The sequence below is a fragment of the Pantoea ananatis PA13 genome, assembly GCF_000233595.1.
In the GTDB taxonomy this organism is placed as follows: Bacteria; Pseudomonadota; Gammaproteobacteria; order Enterobacterales; family Enterobacteriaceae; genus Pantoea; species Pantoea ananatis.
Genome location: NC_017554.1, coordinates 2,524,366 through 2,547,249 on the forward strand (window position 1 = coordinate 2,524,366; position 22,884 = coordinate 2,547,249).

Annotated in this window: 26 protein-coding genes; 14 read left to right on the forward strand and 12 right to left on the reverse strand. The window is 53.9% G+C overall.

The window, feature by feature from the left end:
- Positions 1–99 precede the first annotated feature (99 nt).
- The 7 genes from rsxA to nth are packed head-to-tail and all read left to right on the forward strand — an operon-like array spanning position 100 to position 6,828.
- The gene (gene rsxA, locus PAGR_RS11870; protein WP_013025663.1) at positions 100–681 is read left to right on the forward strand and encodes an electron transport complex subunit RsxA; all 582 of its coding nucleotides are present in this window, start codon (positions 100–102) and stop codon (positions 679–681) included.
- The gene (rsxB, locus tag PAGR_RS11875) at positions 681–1,259 is read left to right on the forward strand and encodes an electron transport complex subunit RsxB (RefSeq protein WP_013025662.1); all 579 of its coding nucleotides are present in this window, start codon (positions 681–683) and stop codon (positions 1,257–1,259) included. Before rsxA ends, rsxB begins: the two co-directional genes overlap by 1 nt.
- Positions 1,252–3,807, forward strand: coding sequence for an electron transport complex subunit RsxC (gene rsxC / locus PAGR_RS11880; RefSeq protein WP_014605920.1), 2,556 nt, complete (start codon positions 1,252–1,254; stop codon positions 3,805–3,807). The genes rsxB and rsxC overlap by 8 nt, the downstream gene beginning before the upstream one ends.
- A complete protein-coding gene (rsxD, locus tag PAGR_RS11885; RefSeq protein ID WP_014605921.1) occupies positions 3,808–4,866 on the forward strand; it encodes an electron transport complex subunit RsxD in 1,059 nt (352 codons plus the stop codon).
- 3 nt (positions 4,867–4,869) lie between these two features.
- Positions 4,870–5,502 (forward strand): electron transport complex subunit RsxG, encoded by a 633-nt coding sequence (rsxG, locus tag PAGR_RS11890; RefSeq protein ID WP_164886586.1) that lies wholly within the window; start codon positions 4,870–4,872, stop codon positions 5,500–5,502.
- Complete coding sequence (locus PAGR_RS11895) at positions 5,495–6,199, forward strand: electron transport complex subunit E (RefSeq protein ID WP_014605923.1); 705 nt, start codon at positions 5,495–5,497, stop codon at positions 6,197–6,199. The genes rsxG and PAGR_RS11895 overlap by 8 nt, the downstream gene beginning before the upstream one ends.
- Positions 6,196–6,828: an endonuclease III gene (gene nth / locus PAGR_RS11900; protein ID WP_013025657.1), complete on the forward strand. Its 633-nt coding sequence runs from the start codon at positions 6,196–6,198 to the stop codon at positions 6,826–6,828. The genes PAGR_RS11895 and nth overlap by 4 nt, the downstream gene beginning before the upstream one ends.
- A 55-nt stretch (positions 6,829–6,883) precedes the next feature.
- On the opposite strand, the gene PAGR_RS11905 is transcribed toward nth, so the two are convergent.
- Positions 6,884–7,582, reverse strand: coding sequence for a CTP synthase C-terminal region-related (seleno)protein (locus PAGR_RS11905; RefSeq protein ID WP_014605924.1), 699 nt, complete (start codon positions 7,580–7,582; stop codon positions 6,884–6,886).
- Positions 7,583–8,181: 599 nt separating this feature from the next.
- Here PAGR_RS11905 and dtpA point away from each other — a divergent pair.
- Together dtpA and gstA are read left to right on the forward strand one after the other, a co-directional pair.
- Positions 8,182–9,666, forward strand: coding sequence for a dipeptide/tripeptide permease DtpA (dtpA, locus tag PAGR_RS11910; protein ID WP_014605925.1), 1,485 nt, complete (start codon positions 8,182–8,184; stop codon positions 9,664–9,666).
- A gap of 153 nt (positions 9,667–9,819) precedes the next feature.
- Complete coding sequence (gstA, locus tag PAGR_RS11915) at positions 9,820–10,425, forward strand: glutathione transferase GstA (RefSeq protein ID WP_014605926.1); 606 nt, start codon at positions 9,820–9,822, stop codon at positions 10,423–10,425.
- Positions 10,426–10,453: 28 nt separating this feature from the next.
- On the opposite strand, the gene pdxY is transcribed toward gstA, so the two are convergent.
- The 5 genes from pdxY to uraH all read right to left on the reverse strand — a co-directional run bounded on the left by pdxY (position 10,454) and on the right by uraH (position 14,500).
- Positions 10,454–11,314, reverse strand: coding sequence for a pyridoxal kinase PdxY (gene pdxY / locus PAGR_RS11920; protein WP_013025653.1), 861 nt, complete (start codon positions 11,312–11,314; stop codon positions 10,454–10,456).
- Positions 11,315–11,370: 56 nt separating this feature from the next.
- A complete protein-coding gene (gene tyrS / locus PAGR_RS11925) occupies positions 11,371–12,645 on the reverse strand; it encodes a tyrosine--tRNA ligase (protein ID WP_014605927.1) in 1,275 nt (424 codons plus the stop codon).
- Between the two features lie 137 nt (positions 12,646–12,782).
- A complete protein-coding gene (gene pdxH / locus PAGR_RS11930; RefSeq protein ID WP_015700385.1) occupies positions 12,783–13,439 on the reverse strand; it encodes a pyridoxamine 5'-phosphate oxidase in 657 nt (218 codons plus the stop codon).
- A 23-nt stretch (positions 13,440–13,462) separates the two neighbouring features.
- Positions 13,463–13,777, reverse strand: a complete 315-nt coding sequence (locus tag PAGR_RS11935) for an MliC family protein (protein WP_013025650.1) — start codon at positions 13,775–13,777, stop codon at positions 13,463–13,465.
- A 303-nt stretch (positions 13,778–14,080) separates the two neighbouring features.
- Positions 14,081–14,500: a hydroxyisourate hydrolase gene (gene uraH / locus PAGR_RS11940; protein ID WP_013025649.1), complete on the reverse strand. Its 420-nt coding sequence runs from the start codon at positions 14,498–14,500 to the stop codon at positions 14,081–14,083.
- Between the two features lie 230 nt (positions 14,501–14,730).
- Here uraH and PAGR_RS11945 point away from each other — a divergent pair, with 230 nt between their 5' ends.
- The 4 genes from PAGR_RS11945 to ycgZ all read left to right on the forward strand — a co-directional run bounded on the left by PAGR_RS11945 (position 14,731) and on the right by ycgZ (position 16,535).
- Complete coding sequence (locus PAGR_RS11945) at positions 14,731–14,964, forward strand: YgdI/YgdR family lipoprotein (RefSeq protein WP_014605928.1); 234 nt, start codon at positions 14,731–14,733, stop codon at positions 14,962–14,964.
- Between the two features lie 31 nt (positions 14,965–14,995).
- Positions 14,996–15,223, forward strand: a complete 228-nt coding sequence (locus tag PAGR_RS11950) for a YgdI/YgdR family lipoprotein (protein ID WP_014605929.1) — start codon at positions 14,996–14,998, stop codon at positions 15,221–15,223.
- 569 nt (positions 15,224–15,792) lie between these two features.
- On the forward strand, positions 15,793–16,062 hold the full coding sequence (locus PAGR_RS11955; RefSeq protein ID WP_014605930.1) for a hypothetical protein: 270 nt from the start codon (positions 15,793–15,795) through the stop codon (positions 16,060–16,062).
- Between the two features lie 233 nt (positions 16,063–16,295).
- The gene (gene ycgZ, locus PAGR_RS11960; RefSeq protein WP_014605931.1) at positions 16,296–16,535 is read left to right on the forward strand and encodes a regulatory protein YcgZ; all 240 of its coding nucleotides are present in this window, start codon (positions 16,296–16,298) and stop codon (positions 16,533–16,535) included.
- Between the two features lie 193 nt (positions 16,536–16,728).
- On the opposite strand, the gene PAGR_RS11965 is transcribed toward ycgZ, so the two are convergent.
- The 5 genes from PAGR_RS11965 to umuD form a co-directional block, all read right to left on the reverse strand.
- Positions 16,729–16,932, reverse strand: a complete 204-nt coding sequence (locus tag PAGR_RS11965; RefSeq protein ID WP_013025644.1) for a hypothetical protein — start codon at positions 16,930–16,932, stop codon at positions 16,729–16,731.
- A gap of 153 nt (positions 16,933–17,085) precedes the next feature.
- Entirely contained in the window at positions 17,086–17,727 is a 642-nt protein-coding gene (locus PAGR_RS11970) for a TetR/AcrR family transcriptional regulator (RefSeq protein WP_014593623.1), read from the reverse strand.
- Between the two features lie 140 nt (positions 17,728–17,867).
- On the reverse strand, positions 17,868–18,713 hold the full coding sequence (gene hchA, locus PAGR_RS11975; RefSeq protein ID WP_014593622.1) for a glyoxalase III HchA: 846 nt from the start codon (positions 18,711–18,713) through the stop codon (positions 17,868–17,870).
- A gap of 148 nt (positions 18,714–18,861) precedes the next feature.
- Positions 18,862–20,124, reverse strand: a complete 1,263-nt coding sequence (umuC, locus tag PAGR_RS11980) for a translesion error-prone DNA polymerase V subunit UmuC (RefSeq protein ID WP_014605932.1) — start codon at positions 20,122–20,124, stop codon at positions 18,862–18,864.
- Between the two features lie 2 nt (positions 20,125–20,126).
- Positions 20,127–20,546, reverse strand: coding sequence for a translesion error-prone DNA polymerase V autoproteolytic subunit (gene umuD / locus PAGR_RS11985; RefSeq protein ID WP_014605933.1), 420 nt, complete (start codon positions 20,544–20,546; stop codon positions 20,127–20,129).
- Positions 20,547–21,436: 890 nt separating this feature from the next.
- On the opposite strand from umuD, the gene PAGR_RS11995 reads away from it, so the two are divergent.
- Positions 21,437–21,715: a helix-turn-helix transcriptional regulator gene (locus PAGR_RS11995; RefSeq protein ID WP_014605934.1), complete on the forward strand. Its 279-nt coding sequence runs from the start codon at positions 21,437–21,439 to the stop codon at positions 21,713–21,715.
- Between the two features lie 146 nt (positions 21,716–21,861).
- Here PAGR_RS11995 and PAGR_RS12000 read toward each other — a convergent pair whose 3' ends face one another.
- Entirely contained in the window at positions 21,862–22,749 is an 888-nt protein-coding gene (locus PAGR_RS12000; RefSeq protein WP_196492566.1) for a LysR family transcriptional regulator, read from the reverse strand.
- Between the last annotated feature and the right edge of the window lie 135 nt (positions 22,750–22,884).

Genomic DNA, 22,884 nt, shown 5'->3' on the forward strand with positions numbered 1-22,884 from the left:
AATCCTGAGTGCGGTTGTCCGTAGACAATGTTGTGTCACAGTTGTGATACCGCGTTTTATCAATGATAATAAGCCGCTTTCTGGTATTCAGGCGAAAAAATGACCGATTATCTCCTTCTCTTTGTGGGTACTGTGCTGGTGAATAACTTCGTTTTGGTGAAGTTCCTCGGCCTGTGTCCCTTTATGGGCGTTTCCAAAAAGCTGGAAACGGCGATTGGCATGGGCCTCGCCACCACATTTGTTATCACACTGGCCTCTATTTGTGCATGGCTGGTGAACCATCTTATTCTGGTGCCACTGGACTTAGTGTACCTGCGCACCATGGCCTATATTCTGGTGATCGCCGTGGTTGTGCAGTTCACCGAAATGGTGGTGCGCAAAACCAGCCCGTCGCTTTACCGACTGTTGGGTATTTTCCTGCCACTGATTACCACCAACTGCGCGGTGCTGGGCGTTCCCTTGTTGAGTGTTAACCTCAACCACACCTTCCTGCAGGCGGCGCTGTATGGATTCAGCGCCTCGCTGGGCTTCTCGCTTGTCATGGTGCTGTTTGCCGGTATGCGTGAGCGCCTGGTTCTGGCAAACGTGCCTGCCCCATTCAAAGGAAACTCGATTGCGCTGATCACCGCAGGCCTGATGGCACTGGCGTTTATGGGCTTTACCGGTTTGGTGAAATTCTGATGAGTGCGATTTGGATAGCGGTTGCGGTATTAAGCGCCCTGAGCCTTGTGTTTGGCGCCCTGCTGGGTTACGCCTCACGACGCTTTGAGGTTGAAGAAGATCCCATTGTTGAGCAGATCGACGCTGTTCTTCCGCAAAGCCAGTGCGGTCAGTGCGGTTATCCTGGCTGTCGTCCTTATGCCGATGCGGTGGGCAATAACGGTGAAGCCATCAACAAATGTGCGCCCGGTGGCGAACAGACCATGCTGAAGCTGGCGGCCCTGCTCAACGTTGAGCCGCAGCCGATTGATGGCGACGAAGAAGCCAAAGCGCCCGTGCGCACCGTAGCATGGATAGATGAAGCGAACTGTATTGGCTGCACGAAATGTATTCAGGCCTGCCCGGTTGATGCCATCGTTGGCGCAACACGCGCCATGCACACCGTGCTGAGCGACGTGTGTACGGGCTGCGACCTGTGTGTCGCGCCTTGTCCTACCGATTGTATTGAGATGCGTCCGGTTGCCACCACCACGGCCAACTGGAAATGGGATCTTGAAACCATTCCTGTTCGGGTGATCCCGGTAGAGAGTCATGCTTAATCTGCTAAATTTTTTTAAAAAAGAGAAAACCTGGGATTTTCAGGGCGGCATTCATCCGCCTGAAATGAAAACCCAGTCTAACGGTACGCCGCTGGCCGAGCTGCCGCTGCCGCACCGGTTTATTATTCCGCTGAAACAGCATATTGGTCATGAAGGTGAGATCTGCGTATCGCCCGGCGATCGCGTACTGCGCGGTCAGCCACTGACGTTTGGCCAGGGCAGAATGCTGCCGGTGCACGCACCGACGTCCGGCGTCATCGAGGATATTGCCCAGCACATGACGGCTCACCCTTCGGGCCTGTCAGAGCTGTGTATTTTCCTGACGCCGGATGGTGAGGACCGCTGGATGCCGCTGGAACCGCTGCCGGACTACCGCCAGCATGAACGAGCCGTCATCCTGAAACGCATTCACGATGCCGGCATCGCCGGCCTGGGCGGTGCAGGCTTCCCGACCGCCACTAAGCTGAAAGGCGGCCTGCGGGGCGTTAAAACGCTGATTATCAATGCCGCCGAGTGTGAGCCCTATATCACCGCTGACGATCGGCTGATGCAGGATTACGCAGCCGAAGTGCTGGAAGGCAGCCGGATTCTGGCCTGGGTCTTACAGGCAGATCGCGTTTTAATTGGCATCGAAGATAACAAACCTGAAGCCATCGCCGCTCTGAAGCAGGCGCTGGGCGGTGAGCGCGATCTCCAGATTCGCGTCATTCCCACCAAGTATCCTTCGGGCGGTGCCAAACAGCTCACCAAAATTCTTACCGGTATGGAAGTGCCGCACGGCGGACGCTCGACGGACATTGGCGTGCTGATGCAAAACGTCGGCACGGCCTGGGCGGTTAAGCGCGCCATCATTAATGGCGAGCCCATCACCGAGCGCGTGGTTACGCTGACAGGTGAAGCCATCGCCCAGCCACGTAATGTGTGGAGCCGATTGGGTACGCCAATCAGTCATCTGCTTCATCAGGTCGGTTTTCATCCCTCGCCACGCCAGATGGTGATTATGGGCGGCCCGCTGATGGGCTTTACCCTGCCGTCACTGGATGTTCCGGTGGTTAAAATCACCAACTGTATTCTGGCTCCGTCCAGCACGGAAATGGGCAACGACGAGCAGGAGCAGTCCTGTATTCGCTGCTCTGCCTGTGCTGATGCCTGCCCGGCTAAGCTGCTGCCGCAGCAGCTTTACTGGTACAGCAAGGGCGGCGATCATGATAAAGCCCGTGCGCACCATATTGATGACTGTATTGAATGCGGTGCCTGCGCCTATGTTTGCCCCAGCAACATCCCGCTGGTGCAGTATTACCGCCAGGAAAAAGCCGAGTTGCGGGCTATCGATCTGGAAGCCAAACGGACGCTGGAAGCGAAAGCACGGTTTGAAGCGCGTCAGGCACGACTCGAACGGGAAAAACAGGCACGTGAAGCACGTCATGCAGAGGCGAAGCAGCGCGTAGCGCGCAGCGACAGTGCTGAACTGGCTGCGGCTCAGGCACGCGCGAAAGCAAAACCTGGTGGAAACGAAGAGGCCGTCGCCGAGGCTCGCCATGCTCAGGCTCGCCTGCGCCAGGCTGAAGCCCAGTCGGAAACCCAGGCACTGAGCCGCCAGACGACCGATCCGCGCAAAGCGGCGGTTGAAGCCGCTATTGCGCGTGCTAAAGCAAAAAAATCAGCCGTTCCGGACGCGTCTGAAGAGGTGGCGGAGGATCCACGCAAGGCCGCCGTAGCCGCCGCCGTGGAGCGAGCCAAAGCGAAGAAAGCCGCGCAGGCCGCCAGCGCTGAAGGTACTGAGGATGTGCAGCCCGCCCCACCGGAGGATCCACGCAAGGCCGCTGTGGCCGCCGCCGTAGAACGTGCCAGAGCGAAGAAAGCCGCGCAGGCCGCCAGCGCTGAAAGTACTGAGAATGTGCCGCCCGCCCCGCCGGAAGACCCGCGCAAGGCCGCCGTAGCCGCCGCCGTGGAGCGCGCCAAAGCGAAGAAAGCCGCGCAGGCCGCCAGCGCTGAAGGTACTGAGGATGTGCAGCCCGCCCCGCCGGAGGATCCACGCAAGGCCGCCGTGGCCGCCGCCGTGGAACGCGCCAAAGCGAAGAAAGCCGCGCAGGCCGCCGCCGCTGAAAGTACTGAGGATGTGCCGCCCGCCCCGCCGGAAGACCCGCGCAAGGCCGCCGTGGCCGCCGCCGTGGAACGCGCCAGAGCGAAGAAAGTCGCGCAGGCCGCCGTCACTGAAAGTACCGAGGATGTGCAGCCCGCTCCGCCGGAAGACCCGCGCAAGGCCGCCGTGGCCGCCGCCGTGGAGCGTGCCAAAGCGAAGAAAGCCGCCGCCGCCCTGGCTCGCGCGGAGGACGCTTCCCGCGATGCTGCACTGGCTGCAACAGAGGCGCACCGTGACGTCGAGCAGGCGGAAATGGCGCAAGAACAAGCCAATAATGCGAATGCTGAAGCCGAACAGGCGCCGGAACTTGAGCACCCTACTGACGCGCGCAAAGCCGCTATTGCGGCTGCTATCGAACGTGCCAAAGCGCGTAAAGCGCAATCGACATTGACACCTGAGGACTAAATGGCTTTTCGTATAGCAAGTTCACCTTATACCCACAACCGGCGCAGCACCGGCAACATCATGATGCTGGTGGTGCTGGCTGCGCTGCCGGGCTTTGCAGCGCAGTGTTATTTCTTTGGCGTGGGCACGCTGTTGCAGGTGATTCTGGCCTCGGTAACGGCGTTGCTTACCGAAGCGGCCATCCTGCGTTTACGCAAAAGCCCGGTTGCTGCCAACCTTGCGGATAATTCAGCCCTCTTGACGGCCATTCTGCTGGGAATCAGCATCCCCTCTCTGGCGCCCTGGTGGCTGGTAGTGATCGGTACAGTCTTTGCGATTGTGATCGCCAAGCAGCTTTACGGTGGACTGGGACAAAATCCCTTTAATCCGGCGATGGTAGGCTATGTGGTGCTACTGATCTCGTTTCCGGTACAGATGACCAGTTGGATGCCGCCGGACGCGTTACAGATGATTAAACCGGGGATGCTCGATTCACTCAGTATGATTTTTACCGGCCATACTCTTGCGGGCGACACGATGCAGCAGCTGCAGCTCGGTGCCGATGGCGTCAGCCAGGCCACGCCGCTCGATACATTTAAAACCGGCCTGCGCGCGGGCCACAGCGCCGCGCAACTTCTGGCACAGCCCATTTACAGTGGTGTGCTCGCGGGTCTCGGCTGGCAGTGGGTTAACCTGGGTTATCTGGTGGGCGGTCTGTTCCTGCTATGGAAAAACGCCATTCGCTGGCATATCCCGGCTGCCATTTTGCTGTCGCTGGCCTTCTGCGCAACGCTGGGCTGGCTGTTCTCGCCCGCTTCGCTCAACAGCCCAGTGATTCATCTGTTCTCAGGTGCCACTATGCTTGGGGCATTTTTTATTGCTACCGATCCGGTCACCGCTTCCACGACCGACCGTGGTCGTTTACTCTACGGTGCGCTGATTGGGCTGCTGATCTGGTTAATTCGCAGCTTCGGCGGATATCCGGACGGCGTTGCTTTCGCTGTATTGCTGGCTAATATATGCGTACCGCTGATTGACTATTACACTCAGCCGCGTGTTTACGGCCATCAAAAGGATTAAATGATGCTGGACACGATACGCAAAAATGGCGTGACACTGGCGCTGTTTGCCGCCATTACGACCGGCGTGACGGCCATAGTGAATACGGTCACTAAGCCAACCGTTGAGCATCAGACGCAACTGCAGCAGAAAAATTTGCTGGACCAGGTGGTGCCGACCGATATGTACGACAACCACATTCAGCAGGAATGTTACGTTGTCACTGATCCGGCGCTGGGTAACACCAATCCTCACCATCTTTATCTGGCACGTAAAGGCAACCAGCCTGTTGCCGCGGCGCTGGAAACGACGGCACCGGACGGCTATTCCGGCGCGATACAGATGCTGGTCGGGGCTGACTTTAACGGTAAGGTGCTGGGCGTCCGCGTGATTGAACATCATGAAACGCCCGGTTTAGGCGATAAAATAGAACTGCGCATTTCTGACTGGATTAACAGCTTTAATGGCAAAGTGGTAACAGGTCCGGATGATAAAGCGTTTGCCGTTAAAAAAGACGGTGGCGAATTCGATCAGTTCACCGGCGCCACGATTACCCCACGAGCCGTCGTGAATGCCACCAAACGTACGGCATTATTAATTGAATCCCTGAAAGGGAAACTCTCTTCGTTACCCGAATGTGGAGACGCAAATGAGTGAAGCTAAAAACCTGCTGGTAGGCGGGCTGTGGAAAAATAACTCGGCGCTGGTGCAGCTGCTGGGCCTGTGTCCGCTGCTGGCGGTGACCGCCACCGCCACCAATGCGTTGGGGCTGGGGCTGGCCACCACGCTGGTGCTGACCCTGACCAACAGCTTTATTTCCGCCTCGCGCCGTTGGGTGCCCTCGGAGATTCGCATCCCCATTTACGTGATGATCATCGCGTCCGTGGTGAGCTGTGTACAGATGCTGATTAATGCTTATGCCTATGGCCTGTATCAGTCGTTGGGCATTTTTATTCCGCTTATCGTGACCAACTGTATCGTGGTAGGCCGTGCCGAGGCCGTCGCATCGAAAAGCAGCATCCCTCTTGCAGCCCTTGATGGTTTTGCCATTGGGATGGGCGCAACCTGCGCAATGGTGGTGTTGGGTTCCCTCCGTGAAATTATTGGCAGCGGGACGCTGTTTAACGGTGCAGACCAGCTGTTAGGCCCGTGGGCAAAAGCATTAAAAATTGAGGTGATTCATCTGGATTCACCGATGCTGCTGGCGATGTTACCACCAGGCGCCTTTATTGGTCTGGGCATGATGCTGGCGGGTAAATACCTGATCGATCAAAAAATGAAGCAGCGTGCTGTGCGCCGTGCTGAAGAGCAGGCGCTGGCTGCACCGCAAGGCAATACCGGAAAAGCCGTGTGAACCAGACAAAGCGTACCGAGATCCTCAGCCGTTTGCAGCAGGCTAATCCTCATCCTACGACCGAGCTGCAGTTTAGCTCGCCGTTTGAATTATTGATTGCGGTTCTGCTCTCTGCCCAGGCCACCGACGTCAGCGTGAATAAAGCCACCGCAAAGCTCTACCCGGTCGCGAATACGCCCGCTGCGATGCTGGCGCTGGGCGTGGACGGTGTGAAGGAATACATTAAAACGATCGGACTGTTCAACAGCAAGGCAGAGAATGTCATCAAAACCTGCCGCATTCTGCTGGAACAACACGGCGGAGTGGTGCCCGAAGATCGTGCAGCCCTGGAAGCGCTGCCCGGTGTGGGCCGTAAAACGGCAAACGTGGTGCTCAACACCGCCTTTGGCTGGCCCACCATCGCAGTGGATACCCATATTTTTCGCGTCTGCAACCGGACAAATTTCGCCCCCGGCAAGAATGTCGAGCAGGTCGAAGAAAAACTGTTAAAGGTTGTGCCCAAGGCATTCAAAGTGGACTGCCACCACTGGCTGATTCTGCACGGTCGCTATACCTGTGTGGCACGTAAGCCGCGCTGTGGCGCCTGTCTGATTGAGGACCTGTGCGAATACCCGGATAAAGTGGAATAACGCGAAGGTGTTGTCTGATAAAGCCTGTGAACACACAGGCTTTTTATTTTCTGATCTAACGCTGATCCAGAGCCGCCTGCATCCAGGCAATCACCAGCGGAGAATCCTTATCCTGTAAGGCTGCACGCTCGGACTGGAAGAGCGTGGCGACGTAAAAAGGATGATCGGTCAGTTCTATGCCGCGTACATCGCCATTGAGATCCCAGGCGGTGATACGCAAATTGTTGCCTTCCAGCGCTGCACTGAAGTCCGGGTTAACGCCAAAGTTGCAGTGATAGCCTTCATCGCTGGAGAGGCTGTCGTAGGCGGTGGCAATACGTGAACCGGGTTCAAATGTCACCTCACCGCGCTGCTCCACCAGCGAGCAACTTAACGGCGCAATCACCATCCGCCCTTCATCGCTGGTTTCTGCATGATTCGCATCATGCCAGCCCAGTACGTGACGTGCATAGTCGATCACGGCATACTGAAAACCGCCACAGGAACCCAGAAAAGGTTTTTCCCCTTCCCGTACCCAGCGCAGCATACTGAAGACGCCCTCATCATTTTTATAGGGACTTCCCGGCACCAGCCATACGGCATGGCTTTGCCTGATGGCGGTTAAATCGCCCAGCTCAGGTGTTGGGATCCACTCAGGTTCAATATCGATAGCAAGATGGGCAGCGGCACGGGAAAGCGCCAAGGGAATAGCCTGATGCGCAACGGCTTCCGGACGATAGTCGCCGACTAACGCGAGACGTAAAGGTAACGGCATAGCAAAATTCCTCTTAACGAAATAAGGATGCTACGGCAGGGGGCAACGGATGTCGAGTCCCGAAGTGCGGCTCTGTCGTGTCTCCCACCCGATACAGCGAAGCGCTACGGGCACGCCGTACCCAGATAAGCTTTTTTCTCTGCCTGAATTAACAGGCAAAAATGTGACCTTAATCAACCTTTTTACGCCTTTGGTGGAGATTAACGTCATAATACGCAGACTATTTCATCAAATCGGCGTCAAAACCTGCTTTATAGCCAGATTGTCCTGAGAAAATATCACTTTCCGTTGTAAAGCTCGGCGTAACGCCGTTTTAGTAGTTAATGTCATTATTAACACTCCTGAAACCCTAACGTGACGCCATTACTTCACAGTAACGCTTAAAATCAGAATTAAATTCCAACTAATAATATTTATTTAGGTTTTCACGCCACACGATCGCTTTCCGGCAGAAGGTAGAAAACGCTTGCCCTGTCGCCTTTATTCAGCCAAATTAGTCGCCGTTTTTCCCATCTAATAAAAATCTGGCCCATGGTCTGATCACATGGCGCGGACTTAATTCCTGTCGCGACACAGGATATGAAATAACAGAGGTACAAGTGTCAACTGCAAACAAACACACCGACGAGGCCGTCAGCCTTAACGCGTTCAAACAGCCCAAAGCGTTTTACCTGATCTTTTCTATCGAATTATGGGAACGTTTTGGTTACTACGGCCTGCAGGCCATTATGGCGGTTTACCTGGTGAGACAACTGGGGATGTCGGAGTCCGACTCTATTACCCTGTTCTCCTCATTTAGCGCCCTGGTATATGGCCTTGTCGCCATCGGTGGCTGGCTGGGTGACAAAGTCCTCGGGACCAAACGCGTTATCGTTCTTGGCGTGCTGGTTCTGGCAATAGGTTATGCCCTGGTGGCCTTCTCGGGCCACAACGTCAGTATCGTTTATATTGGTATGGCGACCATTGCCGTGGGAAGTGGCTTGTTTAAAGCTAACCCCTCTTCGCTGCTCTCGACGTGCTATGACAAAGACGATCCACGTATTGATGGGGCCTTCACCATGTTCTACATGTCCATCAATATCGGTTCGCTGTTTTCAATGATGCTGACTCCGTGGTTAGCGGAGAAGTACGGCTACAACGTGGCGTTTTCGCTCTCGGTTGTCGGCCTGGTCATCACGCTGCTTAACTTCCTGTTCTGCAAACGCCTGGTGAAAGACTTCGGCTCTAAACCGGACTTTGCCCCACTTCAGTTCGGCAAACTGTTGATGACTCTGGTGGGAATTGTCGTCCTGGTCGCCCTGGCAAACTGGATGCTGCACCACCAGTCAATCGCCCGCGTGCTGTTAGGCGTGATAGCGTTCGGTATCTTTGTCATCTTTGCCAAAGAAGCCTTTGCCCTTCACGGCGCAGCCCGTCGTCGTATGATTGTTGCGTTCCTGCTGATGGTGGAAGCCATCGTGTTCTTCGTGCTCTATATGCAGATGCCAACGTCGCTTAACTTCTTTGCGATTCGCAACGTTGAGCACAGCATTTTGGGTATCACCTTTGCCCCTGAGCAATTCCAGGCGCTGAACCCGTTCTGGATCATGCTTGCCAGCCCGATTCTGGCAGCCGTCTACAACAAGCTGGGCGATAAACTGCCCATGCCGCACAAGTTCGCCATCGGTATGGTGCTGTGTTCAGCAGCCTTCCTGGTGTTACCGGTCGGCGCGAAGTTTGCCAGCGATGCGGGGATTGTGTCTGTTAACTGGCTGATTCTCAGCTATGGCCTGCAGAGCATTGGTGAACTGATGATTTCCGGTCTTGGCCTGGCGATGGTGGCGCAGTTGGTTCCGCAGCGTCTGATGGGCTTTATCATGGGTTCATGGTTCCTGACGACGGCGGGCGCTGCGGTCATTGCCGGTAAAGTGGCAAACCTGATGGCCGTTCCTGAAAACGTTACCGATCCGCTGATCTCCCTGGCCACCTACGGCAGAGTTTTCCAGCAGATTGGTATCGCGACGGCGGTCATCGCCGTGCTGATGCTGATTACCGCCCCTCTGCTGAACCGCATGACTCAAGATACGGCAGCAGACAAAGCCTGACTGACGTCATGACTTTTCACGAAAACCGGGCCTGCCCGGTTTTTTTTGTTTTTGTCGCCGATCAATGCCTCGCACATTCCTGCGCCTTATTACTGGCAATTCCGCGCCATGAGATTACTATGCAAACACGATTCGCAACATGGTGGCCTCATTATGAAACTGTTTTGTAAAGCTGGTGCCTGTTCCCTTTCACCGCATATCGTCATGCGTGAATGTGGTCTGGACTTTACGCAGGTTAATGTTGATCTGCAGACTAAGCTCACCGAGCGCGGTGAAGATTTTCGCCAGATCAACCCCAAAGGTCAGGTGCCGGCCCTGCAGCTGAGCGATGGGAATGTATTAACGGAAGGCGCGGCGATTGTGCAGTATCTGGCCGATCTTAAACCCGATCGTCACCTCCTGGCCCCGGTGGGGAGCCTGACGCGTTATCACACCATTGAGTGGCTCGGCTATATCAGCAGCGAGTTACACAAAAGCTTCTCTCCCCTGTTTCGCAACGATGCGCCTGAGGAGTACAAAGCGTTGGTGCGCCGCCAGCTGGAGGCGAAATTTGCCTGGGTAAACGATGAGCTCAAAGACAAACAGTGGCTGATGGGCGTGCACTTCAGCGTCGCGGATGCCTATTTATTTGTGGTTACCCGCTGGGCAAAAGCGCTGAACCTGGATTTGGCCGCGCGGGACCACCTGCAACACTGGTTTGAACGCGTTGCAGAGCGGCCGTCGGTTCAGGCCGCGCTCAAAGCGGAAGGACTTAACTGATACGATGAGGGCCGTAACCGGCCCTTTTTTACAGCTTCTCAGCGGGGAAGACGTGCGTCGGTCGGACAATGGCATCCTGAGCGGCAACCAGTTGCAGTTCATACTCGCCCATCTCATGCGTTTTCAGCATCACTTCATAGACCGCAGCAGTGACGTGTTCCAGCGCCGCCTGCAGCGACAGCCCGTGCAGTAGATCGACCAGCAATAAGCCACTGGTCAGATCGCCCACGCCCACCGGTTGACGAACGCCAAAATCCACCAGCGGACGGCTGATGTGCCAGGCTTCACCGGCGGTCACCAGCAGCATCTCAAACCGATCGCTGCGGCGCCCTGCGCGCGCCAGGTGCTTAATCAGCACGACTTTCGGCCCCTGGCTAATCAGCATACGTGCCGCGTCAACCGCCGTTTCTACGCTGGTTACGCTGCGTTCGCTGAGCATTTCCAGCTCCAGCAGGTTGGGGGCGATGATATCGCTGGCGGGAAGCGCCAGTTTGCAGTGGAACTCCGCCACGCCGGGTGCAACGATGCAGCCCTTTTCCGGGTGCCCCATAACCGGATCGCAGAAATACCAGGCTTCCGGGTTCGCGGCTTTTACCTGGCGCACGATTTCCAGAATGTTTTCGCCCTGCTCGGCCGAGCCCAGATAACCGCTGAGTACCGCATCACAGGTTTTCAGGCGGTCAATATCGGCAATGCCTTTGACGATATCGGTTAAGTGCGTGGCCGGCATCACGGTACCGGTCCAGTGGCCATATTGCGTATGGTTAGAAAACTGCACGGTATTCAGCGGCCAGACGTTCACACCCATACGGCGCATCGGGAACTCTGCCGCCGCGTTGCCCGCGTGACCAAACACCACGTGCGACTGAATTGCTAAAACGTTTTTCACTTTTTTGCCCTGTAGTGCCTTGCCATAAAAAAGGGCCGGAAACCGGCCCTGAAAGGTTACTGCCAGTTAATCAGGCAGTAATGCTTTTTACCGCGACGCAGCAGCGTGAAGCGGTTGAACAGCTTATCGCTGTCACTGAAACGGTACTCAGCATCAGACTGCTTTTCACCGTTCAGCGACACGGCATTCGAACCAATCATGGTGCGAGCCTGACCACGTGAAGGCACCAGCTCAGCTTTGACCAGAGCCTGTTGCAGATCGTCTTCGGCGCTTAGCGTGATGGTCGGCATACCATCCTGCGCCAGCTGTTCGAAGTCGGCCTCTGTCATATCGCTCAGCGCGCCAGAAAACAGGCTCTCGGTGATTCGTTTCGCGGCAGCCAGCCCTTCTTCGCCGTGCACCAGGCGCGTGACCTGCTCGGCCAGCACGTACTGCGCGCGCGGCGCGGTTCCGCTGTTTTTATCTTCTTCTTCCAGGGCATGAATCTCTTCAATGCTCAGGAAAGTGAAGAATTTCAGGAAGCGGTAAACATCCGCATCTGCGGTGTTGATCCAGAACTGGTAAAACTTGTAGGGACTGGTTTTCTTCGCATCCAGCCAGACCGCGCCGCCTTCGGTTTTACCGAACTTGGTGCCGTCCGATTTGGTGATCAGCGGAACGGTCAGACCAAATACCTGGTTCTGGTGCAGACGACGCGTCAGATCGATACCGGAGGTGATGTTACCCCACTGGTCAGATCCGCCAATCTGCAGGGACACGCCGTGCAGCGCATTCAGACAGGCGAAGTCGTAACCCTGCAGCAGGTTATAGGAGAATTCGGTGAACGAGATCCCCTGGTCGTCACGGTTCAGGCGCTGTTTAACGGCTTCTTTATTGATCATCTGGTTAACAGAGAAGTGTTTACCGATGTCACGCAGGAAAGTCAGCACGTTCATATTGCCAAACCAGTCATAGTTATTGGCCGCAATCGCGCTGTTGGCGCCACAGTCAAAGTCCAGGAAGGGTGCGACCTGCGTCCGGATTTTTTCTACCCACTCACCGACGGTTTCGCTGGTGTTGAGTTTACGCTCTGCAGCTTTGAAACTGGGATCGCCAATTAAGCCCGTGGCGCCGCCTACCAGCGCAACCGGCTTGTGCCCGGCATCCTGAAAACGTTTGAGGCAGAGCAGTGGAACCAGATGGCCCAAATGCAAGCTGTCAGCAGTGGGGTCAAAGCCGCAATAGAGCGAAATTGGCCCTTGCGCCAGTTTCTCTACTAACGCGTCTTCGTCCGTCACCTGGGCGATCAGGCCCCTCTCTTGCAATTGTTGTATCAGGTTACTGCTGGTCATCACTGACTCCAAATTGATCAGGCTGCACCTATGCTGGTACACAGCTTTCCGCTGAGTTGCGGAAGGAAAAATTAAGGGCTATAGCATAAAGCGCTGACGCCTTCTGTGCCAGCGCTGATGAGGGGGAAAACGCAGTTTTACGGCGCGAGTCGGTCAATTTTCCAGCCGTCGTTATCTCGCTGATAGAGGAAACGATCGTGAAGACGATGTTCGCCCCCCTGCCAGAACTCCATCGTATTAAATTTCACCCGATAACCGCCCCAGAAACTGGGCAGCGGCACGTCACCCTGTTGAAATTTTTGCTTCAGCTCCAGAAACTTGCCTTCCAGAACGCCGCGGGCAGAGATCCGGCTCGACTGTCGGGAAACCCAGGCGCCAATCTGGCTGTCACGGGGACGGCTGCTGAAATATTTCAATACCTCCAGCGGCGACAGCTTCTCGACTTCGCCCAACACCATCACCTGACGCTCTAAAAAGTGCCAGGGAAAATGGAGGGAAATACGCGGGTTGTGACCCAGCTGCTGTGCTTTACGGCTGCCGAGGTTGGTGTAAAACACCATGCCCTGCTCATCGTAGTGCTTGAGCAGCACGATACGTTGATAAGGCTGCCCTTGCTCGTCCACCGTGGCCACCGTCATGGCGGTGGGATCGGGAAGTTGCGCCTCACAGGCCTGCTTTAGCCAGCTTTCGAACAGCGCCAGCGGATTATCGGGTAGATCCTTGCGACGCAGCCCACCTCGCGTATATTCACGGCGCAGATGGGCAATAGTTTGTAGCATGTCACTGTCACTCATGATGCACATTCACTCCGGTAACGTTAACGGGCAGGTTGCAACTCGCAATCGTTTACAACGATCTTATCATTGCGCTCAATAAAGGCGCCGTTTCCTTTGGACCAGAAAACATAGTGACCGTCGCTGTAGCGAGCGCCGGAAGCGGAAACCGTTTGTGTCAGGGTCAGCGGCTTGCCGTCCATGATAAAGCTTACCTGCTGTTTGGCATTATCCAGCGTCACGGTGAGCGGCAATGTGCCACAGCGGTAGTGTAACGTTTCTGGCGCGGGCGACGACTTGTGCATCAGGCTACAGCCCGACAGCACTAACACAGCAGCCACGGTTAATCCTTTTAACATCAGCGATTCTCCTGTACGGAAAGCAGGGCATGGGGCGTTCTGCTTGATTAGGTGTCATTGACCTTCGCCGGAGAGCCACGCGGGCGCACCGACCTGTCAGGGCAATTTAACCGATGATAGCCTGGGCATCAGCAAAAGTGTTTAAATAAGGCAGTGGAATAAAGACGAATACGGCGGGCGCGTTCCGCCACCCTGCAGGAGACGCAGGGCGGCAGGTAGAGGGTCAGCAGCGGCATGCTGCCTACGCGAAGTGCCCCTCACTGGGCCGGCAGTGCCTCTGAGCAGTGACGCTGCCGGGTGAAATTAGTTACCGCGATAGGTTGAATAGCCATAGGGACTCAGCAGTAACGGAATATGGTAATGAGGCTCGCTGCTTTCCATGTGGAATATCACCGGAATTTCCGGGAAAAAGGATTTGTGCTGAACTTTCTGGTAATAATCGCCTGTTTTAAAGACGACTTTGTAATCGCCTGTTTCAACTTTTTTCCCTTCGGGGAACAGCGCACTAATTCTGCCGTTTTTATCGGTAACACCGGAGGAAAGTTTTACCCACTTATCCTGCTCTTTATGTTCAAGGTCAACGGAAATACCCGGCGTTGGCGTGCCCGACTCCAGATTTAATACATGAACGCTCAGGGGATTTTTCATGCTGTCTGATTGTGCTGCATAAGCACTCACTGAACCCATTAATAACGCTGCGACTGCACTCATTTGCCATTTCATTGTCGATTCCTTTATTTAGTTAACCTGTTACCAAGGTTACAGAGCGCCCGATGAAATACCTAACGACAGGCGCTAAATGTGAATTTTCTGAGAGACAGGATGCTTTCCTGCTCTGTTTTAGCTATTCGCGCTATTTTCTTTTCATCATTTATGTCGTTTCGCGCTTTGGCCTGCAAAAATCTCAAAAGCGTCTATGCTGTTTAATTCAAGGTCCACTTCAAGGAGATGAAATGCATACTAAATCCTTCTCAGCTGCCGTTTTACTTGCCCTGTCCCTGGCAACGTTAGTAGGTTGCTCTTCAAACCAATCTATTAAAACATCAGACGGCCGCACGATAGTGACCGACGGTAAGCCTCAAATTGACAGCGATACGGGGCTGGTTTCTTATCGTGATGCACAAACAGGCAAAACCGAACAAATTAATCGCGATCAGATCAGCAACATGAGTGAACTTGATAACTAATTAATTCCATCATGGATATAAGGTGAAGACTATGAAGAAGACGCTGATTTTACCGCTGGCCGTTTTGATCGGCATGGCCGCATTAAGTGGCTGTACTCGTACCAGCTATGCCATTCACACTAACGATGGCCGTACCATTATTAGTGACGGCAAACCTTCTGAATCTGACGCCGGTTTACTGGGCTACACCGATGCAAACGGTGTGAAACAGCAGATTAATAAAACCGACGTTAAAGCCGTTTCAGAAGTTCCAAACTAATAAACGCGCCGCCCCGAACAGGGCGGCTTTTTTATTGCCCGCAGCCCTGTTCTGTTTCCCCTCGCCTTATCGTCTCCCCTGCTCGTTAATACGCCGCTCACGCTCCAGTTTATTCTGATGTCAGAATCGAATGTAAACAGGGTGACGTCAGACCCGTTCTGTTTTCTGCTATCGGCTTCAGCTTAAGGTGACTTTTCATCTTGCGTCTGACTTTTCGCCGTTCTGGCGATCTTTTTTTAACGCTTTTAGGGCCTCATAACAGGTTTATTTTACCTGCTACGATCCGAATAGTGCCGCAATTTCGGCCTTTAACTGTCAAGCACCTATCTTAATTTCAGGCCAATGACCGCGTATCTAGTGCTTTAATCACTTCAATTTCTTTCTGGAAAATCTCTCTGATTGCGCTTTTTCCTTGCTTTTTAAGAGCTTACCGCGCTTATCACAAAGTTCACTTTTTTCACGGCTTTATTTGATAGGTAATGCCTAATGAAATTAGGCTTTCACTATGCATTTCTTTTACTAGACTAATTACTGGGTCGACGACATTCTCACTCACTCAGGAGGTGCATATGTATTTTCACGATGAAGCTACCGGCCATAAGATTATTGGTGAAGCTGCGGTGAACCTGGCCCTACAGGATGAGGAGATAACTGTGGTTTCGCTGATCCGTCAGCTGAGCGTTATGGCGGATAATGAAATCGACGACGAGCGGGTCATTCAAATCGCGGATGCCCGTAAATGGCTGAAGAGCTTTATTAACGTCGCGACACGGGAGCGGGCAGAGCTCAACTGGATGGCCGTTACTGGCCAGGTGCCTGCCAACCTGACCGAACACTAACCCTCCGGTCAGGGGTTATCCCTCTACGCGGGCGCGCTGTGCGTCCGCGTTACCCTGGTCCGGCCCTGCTCTCTTCTTTGTTTTCCCTTTTCAACGGGCTGTTGCAGCCTGCTTTTTCCCTCTCCGCCAGCAACCGTTCATTTTTACATCGAAATAGCTGTACAAGTTTTATTTTATTGTATAACTTTATGCTACTTTCAACTGACGACTTTTGGACCACTGCGAGAGCACCTATGCAACACAATCATCGCCTACCTCAGAGCGCCGACGATATCTCACGTTATTTTTCTGCGGCGAACCTGCCTTCACAGCAAGAGCTGCTGGGACAGATCGTTGTTGATATTTTACGCGCAGGTCAGAACGTAAACCGTAAATCTATCTGTACTAAACTGCTGCGCCGCCTTGAGCTGTCGGCAAGTCAGGAAGAAGAGCGTCTTTGTCGTGAATTGATTGGGTTGCTGTTTGGGCGGTGACACGGCAACTGACTGCCGTTATTCGGGCGGGTCATCTTTGTCAGAGCAGTAGCGGCATAACCGCTGTTACTGCTTCTGGTGCTGTTTCTGTTGTTTTTACTACTTTTACTGTTTCTGTTGTTTCTACTACTTTTACTGTTTCTGTTGCTTCCGCTACTTTGCAGAACCCTGTCCGGCAAATGATCCTCACACGTTAGTGAAGTTTATGCGCCAGGATGCGGATGGCCTGTTCGCAAGTCAGCCTGGTCTTTTCGCACGCCGTCTGAAGACTTTGCTGGTGCAGCGCGCTGATAATGTCCTGTACCGTCACCGCTTCTCCGGGCTGAAGAATACCTGACACAATCCTTCCTAAAAGCGCGTGTATTTCTTCACCAATCTCTGTCCTGTTTTGTTTCACGCATTTTCCTCAAACTTTACTTTTCATTTAATATTCATTCGTTTATCAAAATGGCGCTTTTCCACTCATCCTGGCAGCGCATCAGATCTCATGCGTTAGCTGTCATCTTCGCGCTATAATTTAGGAAATATTCGCTTCCTAAATAGACAAATGTTAATCCAGTATTTTCAAGGCCAGGGCGATGGTCGCTTGCTCATTGGCAACATCGGCGACCTTGCCCGTGACGCGCATGCCAAATGCGATACGCAAAATCAGGCCTGCGGCCGTTTCAATATCAAGATCGGCGGATATTGAGCCATCGTGCTGCCCTTCTTCCAGTAATGACATCAGAAAGTGCTTATTGCGGTTGATCACCTGGGCAACCAACTGCGACAGCTCTGCGTCGAGCACCTGTAGCTCAATGGCACTGCCGACCACGAGACAGCCGGTGCGCCCTTCACCACCACGAGAGGAGTCCAGATAAAACTGCAACAGCTCGCTTAGCTTCGCGCGGCCGGTGGCGTATTGAGCAAGCCGCTCCCGCAAATCCGCATTGCGAACGGCGATATAGCGCTGAAAGACCAGCAAAAACAATGAACGCTTATCCTGGAAAGCCTTGTAGATGCTGCCGACAGAGAGGTTCATTGCTTCACCGAGATCGGCCAGCGATGCGGCATGATAGCCTTTTTGCCGAAACACAATCATTGCCTTGTCCAGAGCCTGTTCCATATTGAACTCTCTGGGCCGACCGCGTTCTCTGTGTTTACAGGCTGTAGATAGCTGGCTGTTCATGACGACCAATGTGAAAGGCGACATCTTCGGCACTGGCCGAAAACGATATGCACCCGTGATTGTATCTCAGGCGTGGATCACAAGTATACCCCGAATCCCAGCCCTGATGCAGAAGCCTGCACGAAGGCATTGCAGGCGACCGCTCAGGGCGCAGGTGCGAGCCTTTAGCGGTTAGCGTTAAGTAATGCTTCTGCAGCCAGTTTACCCAACGCATTGGCGGCAAACGGGCTGTCGCCGGTTAATACCCGACGGTCTTTATGTACGGTGCCTTTGATATCACTGTTGACCAGCGTGAGCCCCATTGCCTGAAGCTTCTCGCCAAAATACCAGGTTAAATGCCCCGGCATATAGCCGATATCGGGCGTTTGCTTATCCGCTGAATCCGGGAATGCGCAGATAGCGTAGCCGTTAAGCGGGTTTTCCCCTTTACCCAGCGCAAGAAACGCTGCCGGGCCATGGCATAGCGATATCAGATGACGATCGTTTGCCAGCGTCCAGCGAATCGCCTCTGCGACCGCCTCACTTTCTGGCAGCCCAATCAACGCACCGTGCCCCCCCGGAATAAACACACCGGCATAGTCTGAATGAGGCGTAAGTGATGCCACCACGTCGCTTAGCGTTAAAGGTGAACGGAACAGCGCCAGGCAATGGTTGTAAAATCCGACCACCACCTCATCCTGTTGGGGCATTGCCCAGTGTTCAAACTTCACCATCTGTCCGGACAGCGTGGCCACGTCAAACTGAAAGCCGGCCTGATACAGGTGGTACAGCGGCAGCAGGGTTTCAATGGGATGATTCCCGGTTGAAAACAGCGTGTCGTTATCCAGCGGCAGATAGCGCTCGTCAGCGCAGATGACCAGAATTTTTTTGTGCCCTGAGTACGGTTGCGCGTATTCAGCATCGCTCAGATCGGATTTAGGGCTGGTGAACTGGTCAAGAGAATAGGCTGACGGGAAAAACGCGTTATGTTCAGCCTGATCGGCCACTGGAGATTTACTGGGTTCTGACATGACAATGCTCTCCTTAAGGGCGAATGAATACCTGTTTCATCCTAGACCAGAAAGCCTGGTTTACGCAGAGCGGCAGCACAAAACGGACCCTTTATGAGAGCATTCCGTCTTATGACCGCGCCTGAAACCGATGTCACGACGGCCGCCGTCACTTCACCACGGGCAAATCGCTGAGGCGGGTGGTGTAAGCCGGCGACAGCATCTCGCGCTTCATGGCCCAGCGTTTTTCCGTCCCCTGCCCGGCAAACCACATCTTTCCTTTGCCCTCTTTGTGAATCAAATCGATCACCTGCATCAGATCGTTACGGCCGGGGTTAACCGATCGTTCGTCGAACAGATCCAGCTGCGTTACGCCATGGTCGAAAAAATCACTCAGGACAATGCCGGCCTTGATATAGCGATGCCCTTCTATCCAGATATAGTCGAGCATCTCGGTCGCCACCCGGATGATGTCGCGCGTATCGTGAGACGGCGTCAGGAGTTGCCCCGTGGCCTGATTACCGTAAAAATTTTCGCCGGGCGCGTGTGGACTGGTGCGCAAAAACACACCGATTTGTCTGCAGTACTGTTTTTCTTTGCGAAGTTTTTCGGCCGCACGTTCGGCGTAGGTGCAGACGGCCTGCCGCACCTGCGCATAGTCTGACAGGCGACTGCTGAAGGAGCGTGAGCACATAATCTGTTGTTTGGTGGGTTCGAGCGCCTCCAGATCCTGACAGGGTTCGCCGCGCAACTCTCTTACGGTGCGCTCCAGCACCACGCTGAAATTTTTACGAATCAGGCTGGTGCTCTGGCAGGCTAAATCATCTGCCGTTTTAATCCCCATTTCCTCAAGTCGCTGGCTGAGCCGTCTGCCAACGCCCCATATATCGGCGACTGGCACAAGTGAAAGCAACTTTTTCTGTCGATCTCTGTTGGACAAATCCAGAACACCGCCTGTCTTACTCCACTTTTTTGCGGCATGGTTAGCCAGCTTTGCCAGCGTCTTGGTGGGGGCAATGCCGACGCACACATTGAGATGAACTTCTTTTTTTATTCGGGTTTTGATCTCGCGGCCGAAGGTGTCGAGCGACATACAGTGACTGACGCCCGTCAGATCCAGAAAGGCTTCGTCAATGGAATAAATCTCTACCGAGGGCGCCATTTCCTCCAGCAGCGTCATCACTCTGGTACTCATATCCGCATAAAGGGCGTAGTTGGAACTAAAAACCTGCACGTTGTGACGGGCAATAATCTCCCGCATTTTGAAAAAGGGCACGGCCATCGTAATGCCCAGGGCTTTTGCCTCCGCATTGCGTGCAATCACACAGCCATCGTTGTTAGATAACACAATAATGGGTTTTCCTTTGAGATCGGGCCGAAACACCGTTTCACAGGAGGCATAAAAGTTGTTCACGTCCACCAGCGCAAACATGATTAATAAACCGACTTGATCACATAGGTCACCACACCAAATACTTCCAGCGCATCCTCCGTGCTAATCGCAATCGGTTTAAACTGCCGGTTCATCGGCATCAGTTGCAGACAGGGCTGAAGCTGAAGACGCTTAACGGTAAATTCCCCCTCGACAGAGGCGACCACGATATCGCCATGCGAGGCTCTTAGCGCGCTGTCCACCACCAGCATATCGCCGTCATTAATGCCTGCGCCGGTCATCGACTCTCCACTTACCCGTACAAAGTAGGTCGAACTGGGGTGCTGAACGATCAGCTTGTTCAAATCAATACGTTGCTCTACGTAGTCCTGAGCCGGCGATGGAAAACCACATGGCACCCGCTCCATAAACAGCGGCAACGCGAGTAACGCACTGACGTTTGCTGGCCTGATAAGCTCCACATTTACCTCCCTTCCAAAATAACTGTATATAATTACAGTAATCGCGATCAACGGGTTTGATCAAGTGAAATGGCAAGGGTTTATATGAAGCGGTTGATGTGGATACAGATTTTTTTGCAGCCGCGCCGGGCAGGTTTTACGCAACTGTTCAGCAATCCTGCATTCAGGTCATTCTTTCACCTGCGGCTTTCTCTGCGCCTTAACCTGTTTCGTTCGTGGCGCGCTTTTTGTCTGACGCCGTGGCTGCGTCATGTTCACGACCCTGAAACGGTCACACGCACGGTATTTCAGTGGGCCGTTCACCTGCATGTTTGCCGTTAATTAACGCGCTTTTCTGTTTGGTCCCGATGAACGGCAGCGTCAACATCGACAGCATTTGTATTCTGGCGCTGACTGATTTAATTTTCTGCCAAGAATAAACTGCAAATAATGATTGTCGTTATGCCTTATATCCATGCCGACGTATCGCTATTCAGATAGCGATTTGATGAAAGACACAACATGAAAGACACAAAGCGCCGCCTGTTGCGTTAACCTCCGGCCGTTTTTATTATTCTTCCCGGCCTGATGCCAGGACAGGGTATTTATCCCCGCACGCACAGCACACCGTTCGATAAAGCGGAATCACAGAAACCTGGCCCGTCAGTGATAAGCCGTTTCAGCTGGCCCCCGGCGGGGCGCGCCCGATATCGCGGTGCGGTAAGAGACGCTTTTCCTGACTGCTTCTGATCATGCCTGCGTAGATCAGATCTGATGAAGACATATAAACATCTGATTTAACTGTTAATATAATTATTAAGATAAGTAAAGAATACGTGAAGTGTTCTCACCGCCGCCCAGCGCTATGATGCGCCCTGACCTGACAGCCTTATAAGGGAAAGGAGCACAGCATGGAATTAAAAAACCGTCACGGACAGAAAGTATCTTTAACAACCGATGAAATTTCATTAACGTGGTTTTTTATGACGGGAATGGAAATGAATAAAATAGCAGACTGGATGGCGCTTCCCGTGCACGCTGCATATTATATTAAGCAACGTGTCATGAAAAAACTTGGCGTGAAAAATAACAGTGAGTTTATCATCTGGTTTCTTAATTACCGGGAAACCAGCGAAAATGAAAAAGCGGCGCAGAGCATTCCTGAACGCAGAGTGGGCATAATAAAATGAATCCCTGTTTTTTTACACCTGTGACGAAGGGGGCCAGTGAAAAAACCGCTGGCGGCTCACAGGCCGCCTTGCTCTCTTAATCCGGTTAACGCGGGTTACCTCGACCCGAGTAATGTTATTCACAACAGGCTGTCGGGCTTATCCGGCTATTCGCCTTCGCCTGTTGCCCGCCGCCCTATCCATTCACGGAATATTTCCATCGATGGCGTCATCTTCTTTGAACGGAGCCAGGTTAGCCAGTAGCTGCCGACATCAATCTCTAGCGCAAAAGGACGGGCCAGCGTACCGGCATCCAGTTCACGCTGGAACATGCACGCCGGCACCAGCGCAACGCCGCCCGTATGAAACGCGGCCTCAATCATCAGACGTGACGAGTCAAATACCGGGCCGGTGATCCTGGGCGGTGTGATCCCCGCTGCCGTAAACCAGCTGTCCCACTCATCAGCCCGGTAGGAACGTAACAGATTTTCCCGTAACAGGCAGGCGGGTTGTTGCAGGCGGCGGGCAACGTCGGGGCGACAGAGCACCGTAAGCGGAGCCGTAAACAGCCGTTCATTCTGCGTGGCGGGCCAGGCGCCAGAGCCAAACCGAATCGCATAGTCCACGCCCTCGCCCGCCAGGTTGACCACGTTATTGTTGGTGCGTACGTTCAGTTCCAGCGCCGGATGCTGCTGACGGAACGCCTCAAGCCGGGGTAACAGCCAGCCCAATGCAAAAGTCCCCACGCAGGCGACAGTCACCACCTCTCGGTATTCGCCCCCTTCGAAACGACGCCAGGCGTTTTCAAGCTGCGTGAAGGCTTCTGACACTTCAGCAAACAGCAGCCTGGACTCATCCGTCATCTCCAGACCGCGCGGCAACCGGCGGAATAAGACGACGCCCAGTCGTTCTTCCAGCAGTCTGACCTGCTGACTGACGGCGGCCTGAGAGACAAACAGCTCCAGGCCCGCGCGGGTAAAATTCAGGTGGCGGGCGGAGGCTTCGAAAGCCCGAAGTGCGTTAAGCGGAACATCATGTTTCACATTTACCCCCAGAAATTCTTTTGGCTCCTCTCAAATTATCTCGCTTGTCGGAATTTTGAAATCCCCTACCATCTCCTCCGCTAACGCTTTTCTTCAGAAAAAACGTGCTATAGCAGGATGCAGGCCTCAGCGGACAGCTTCCCAGGC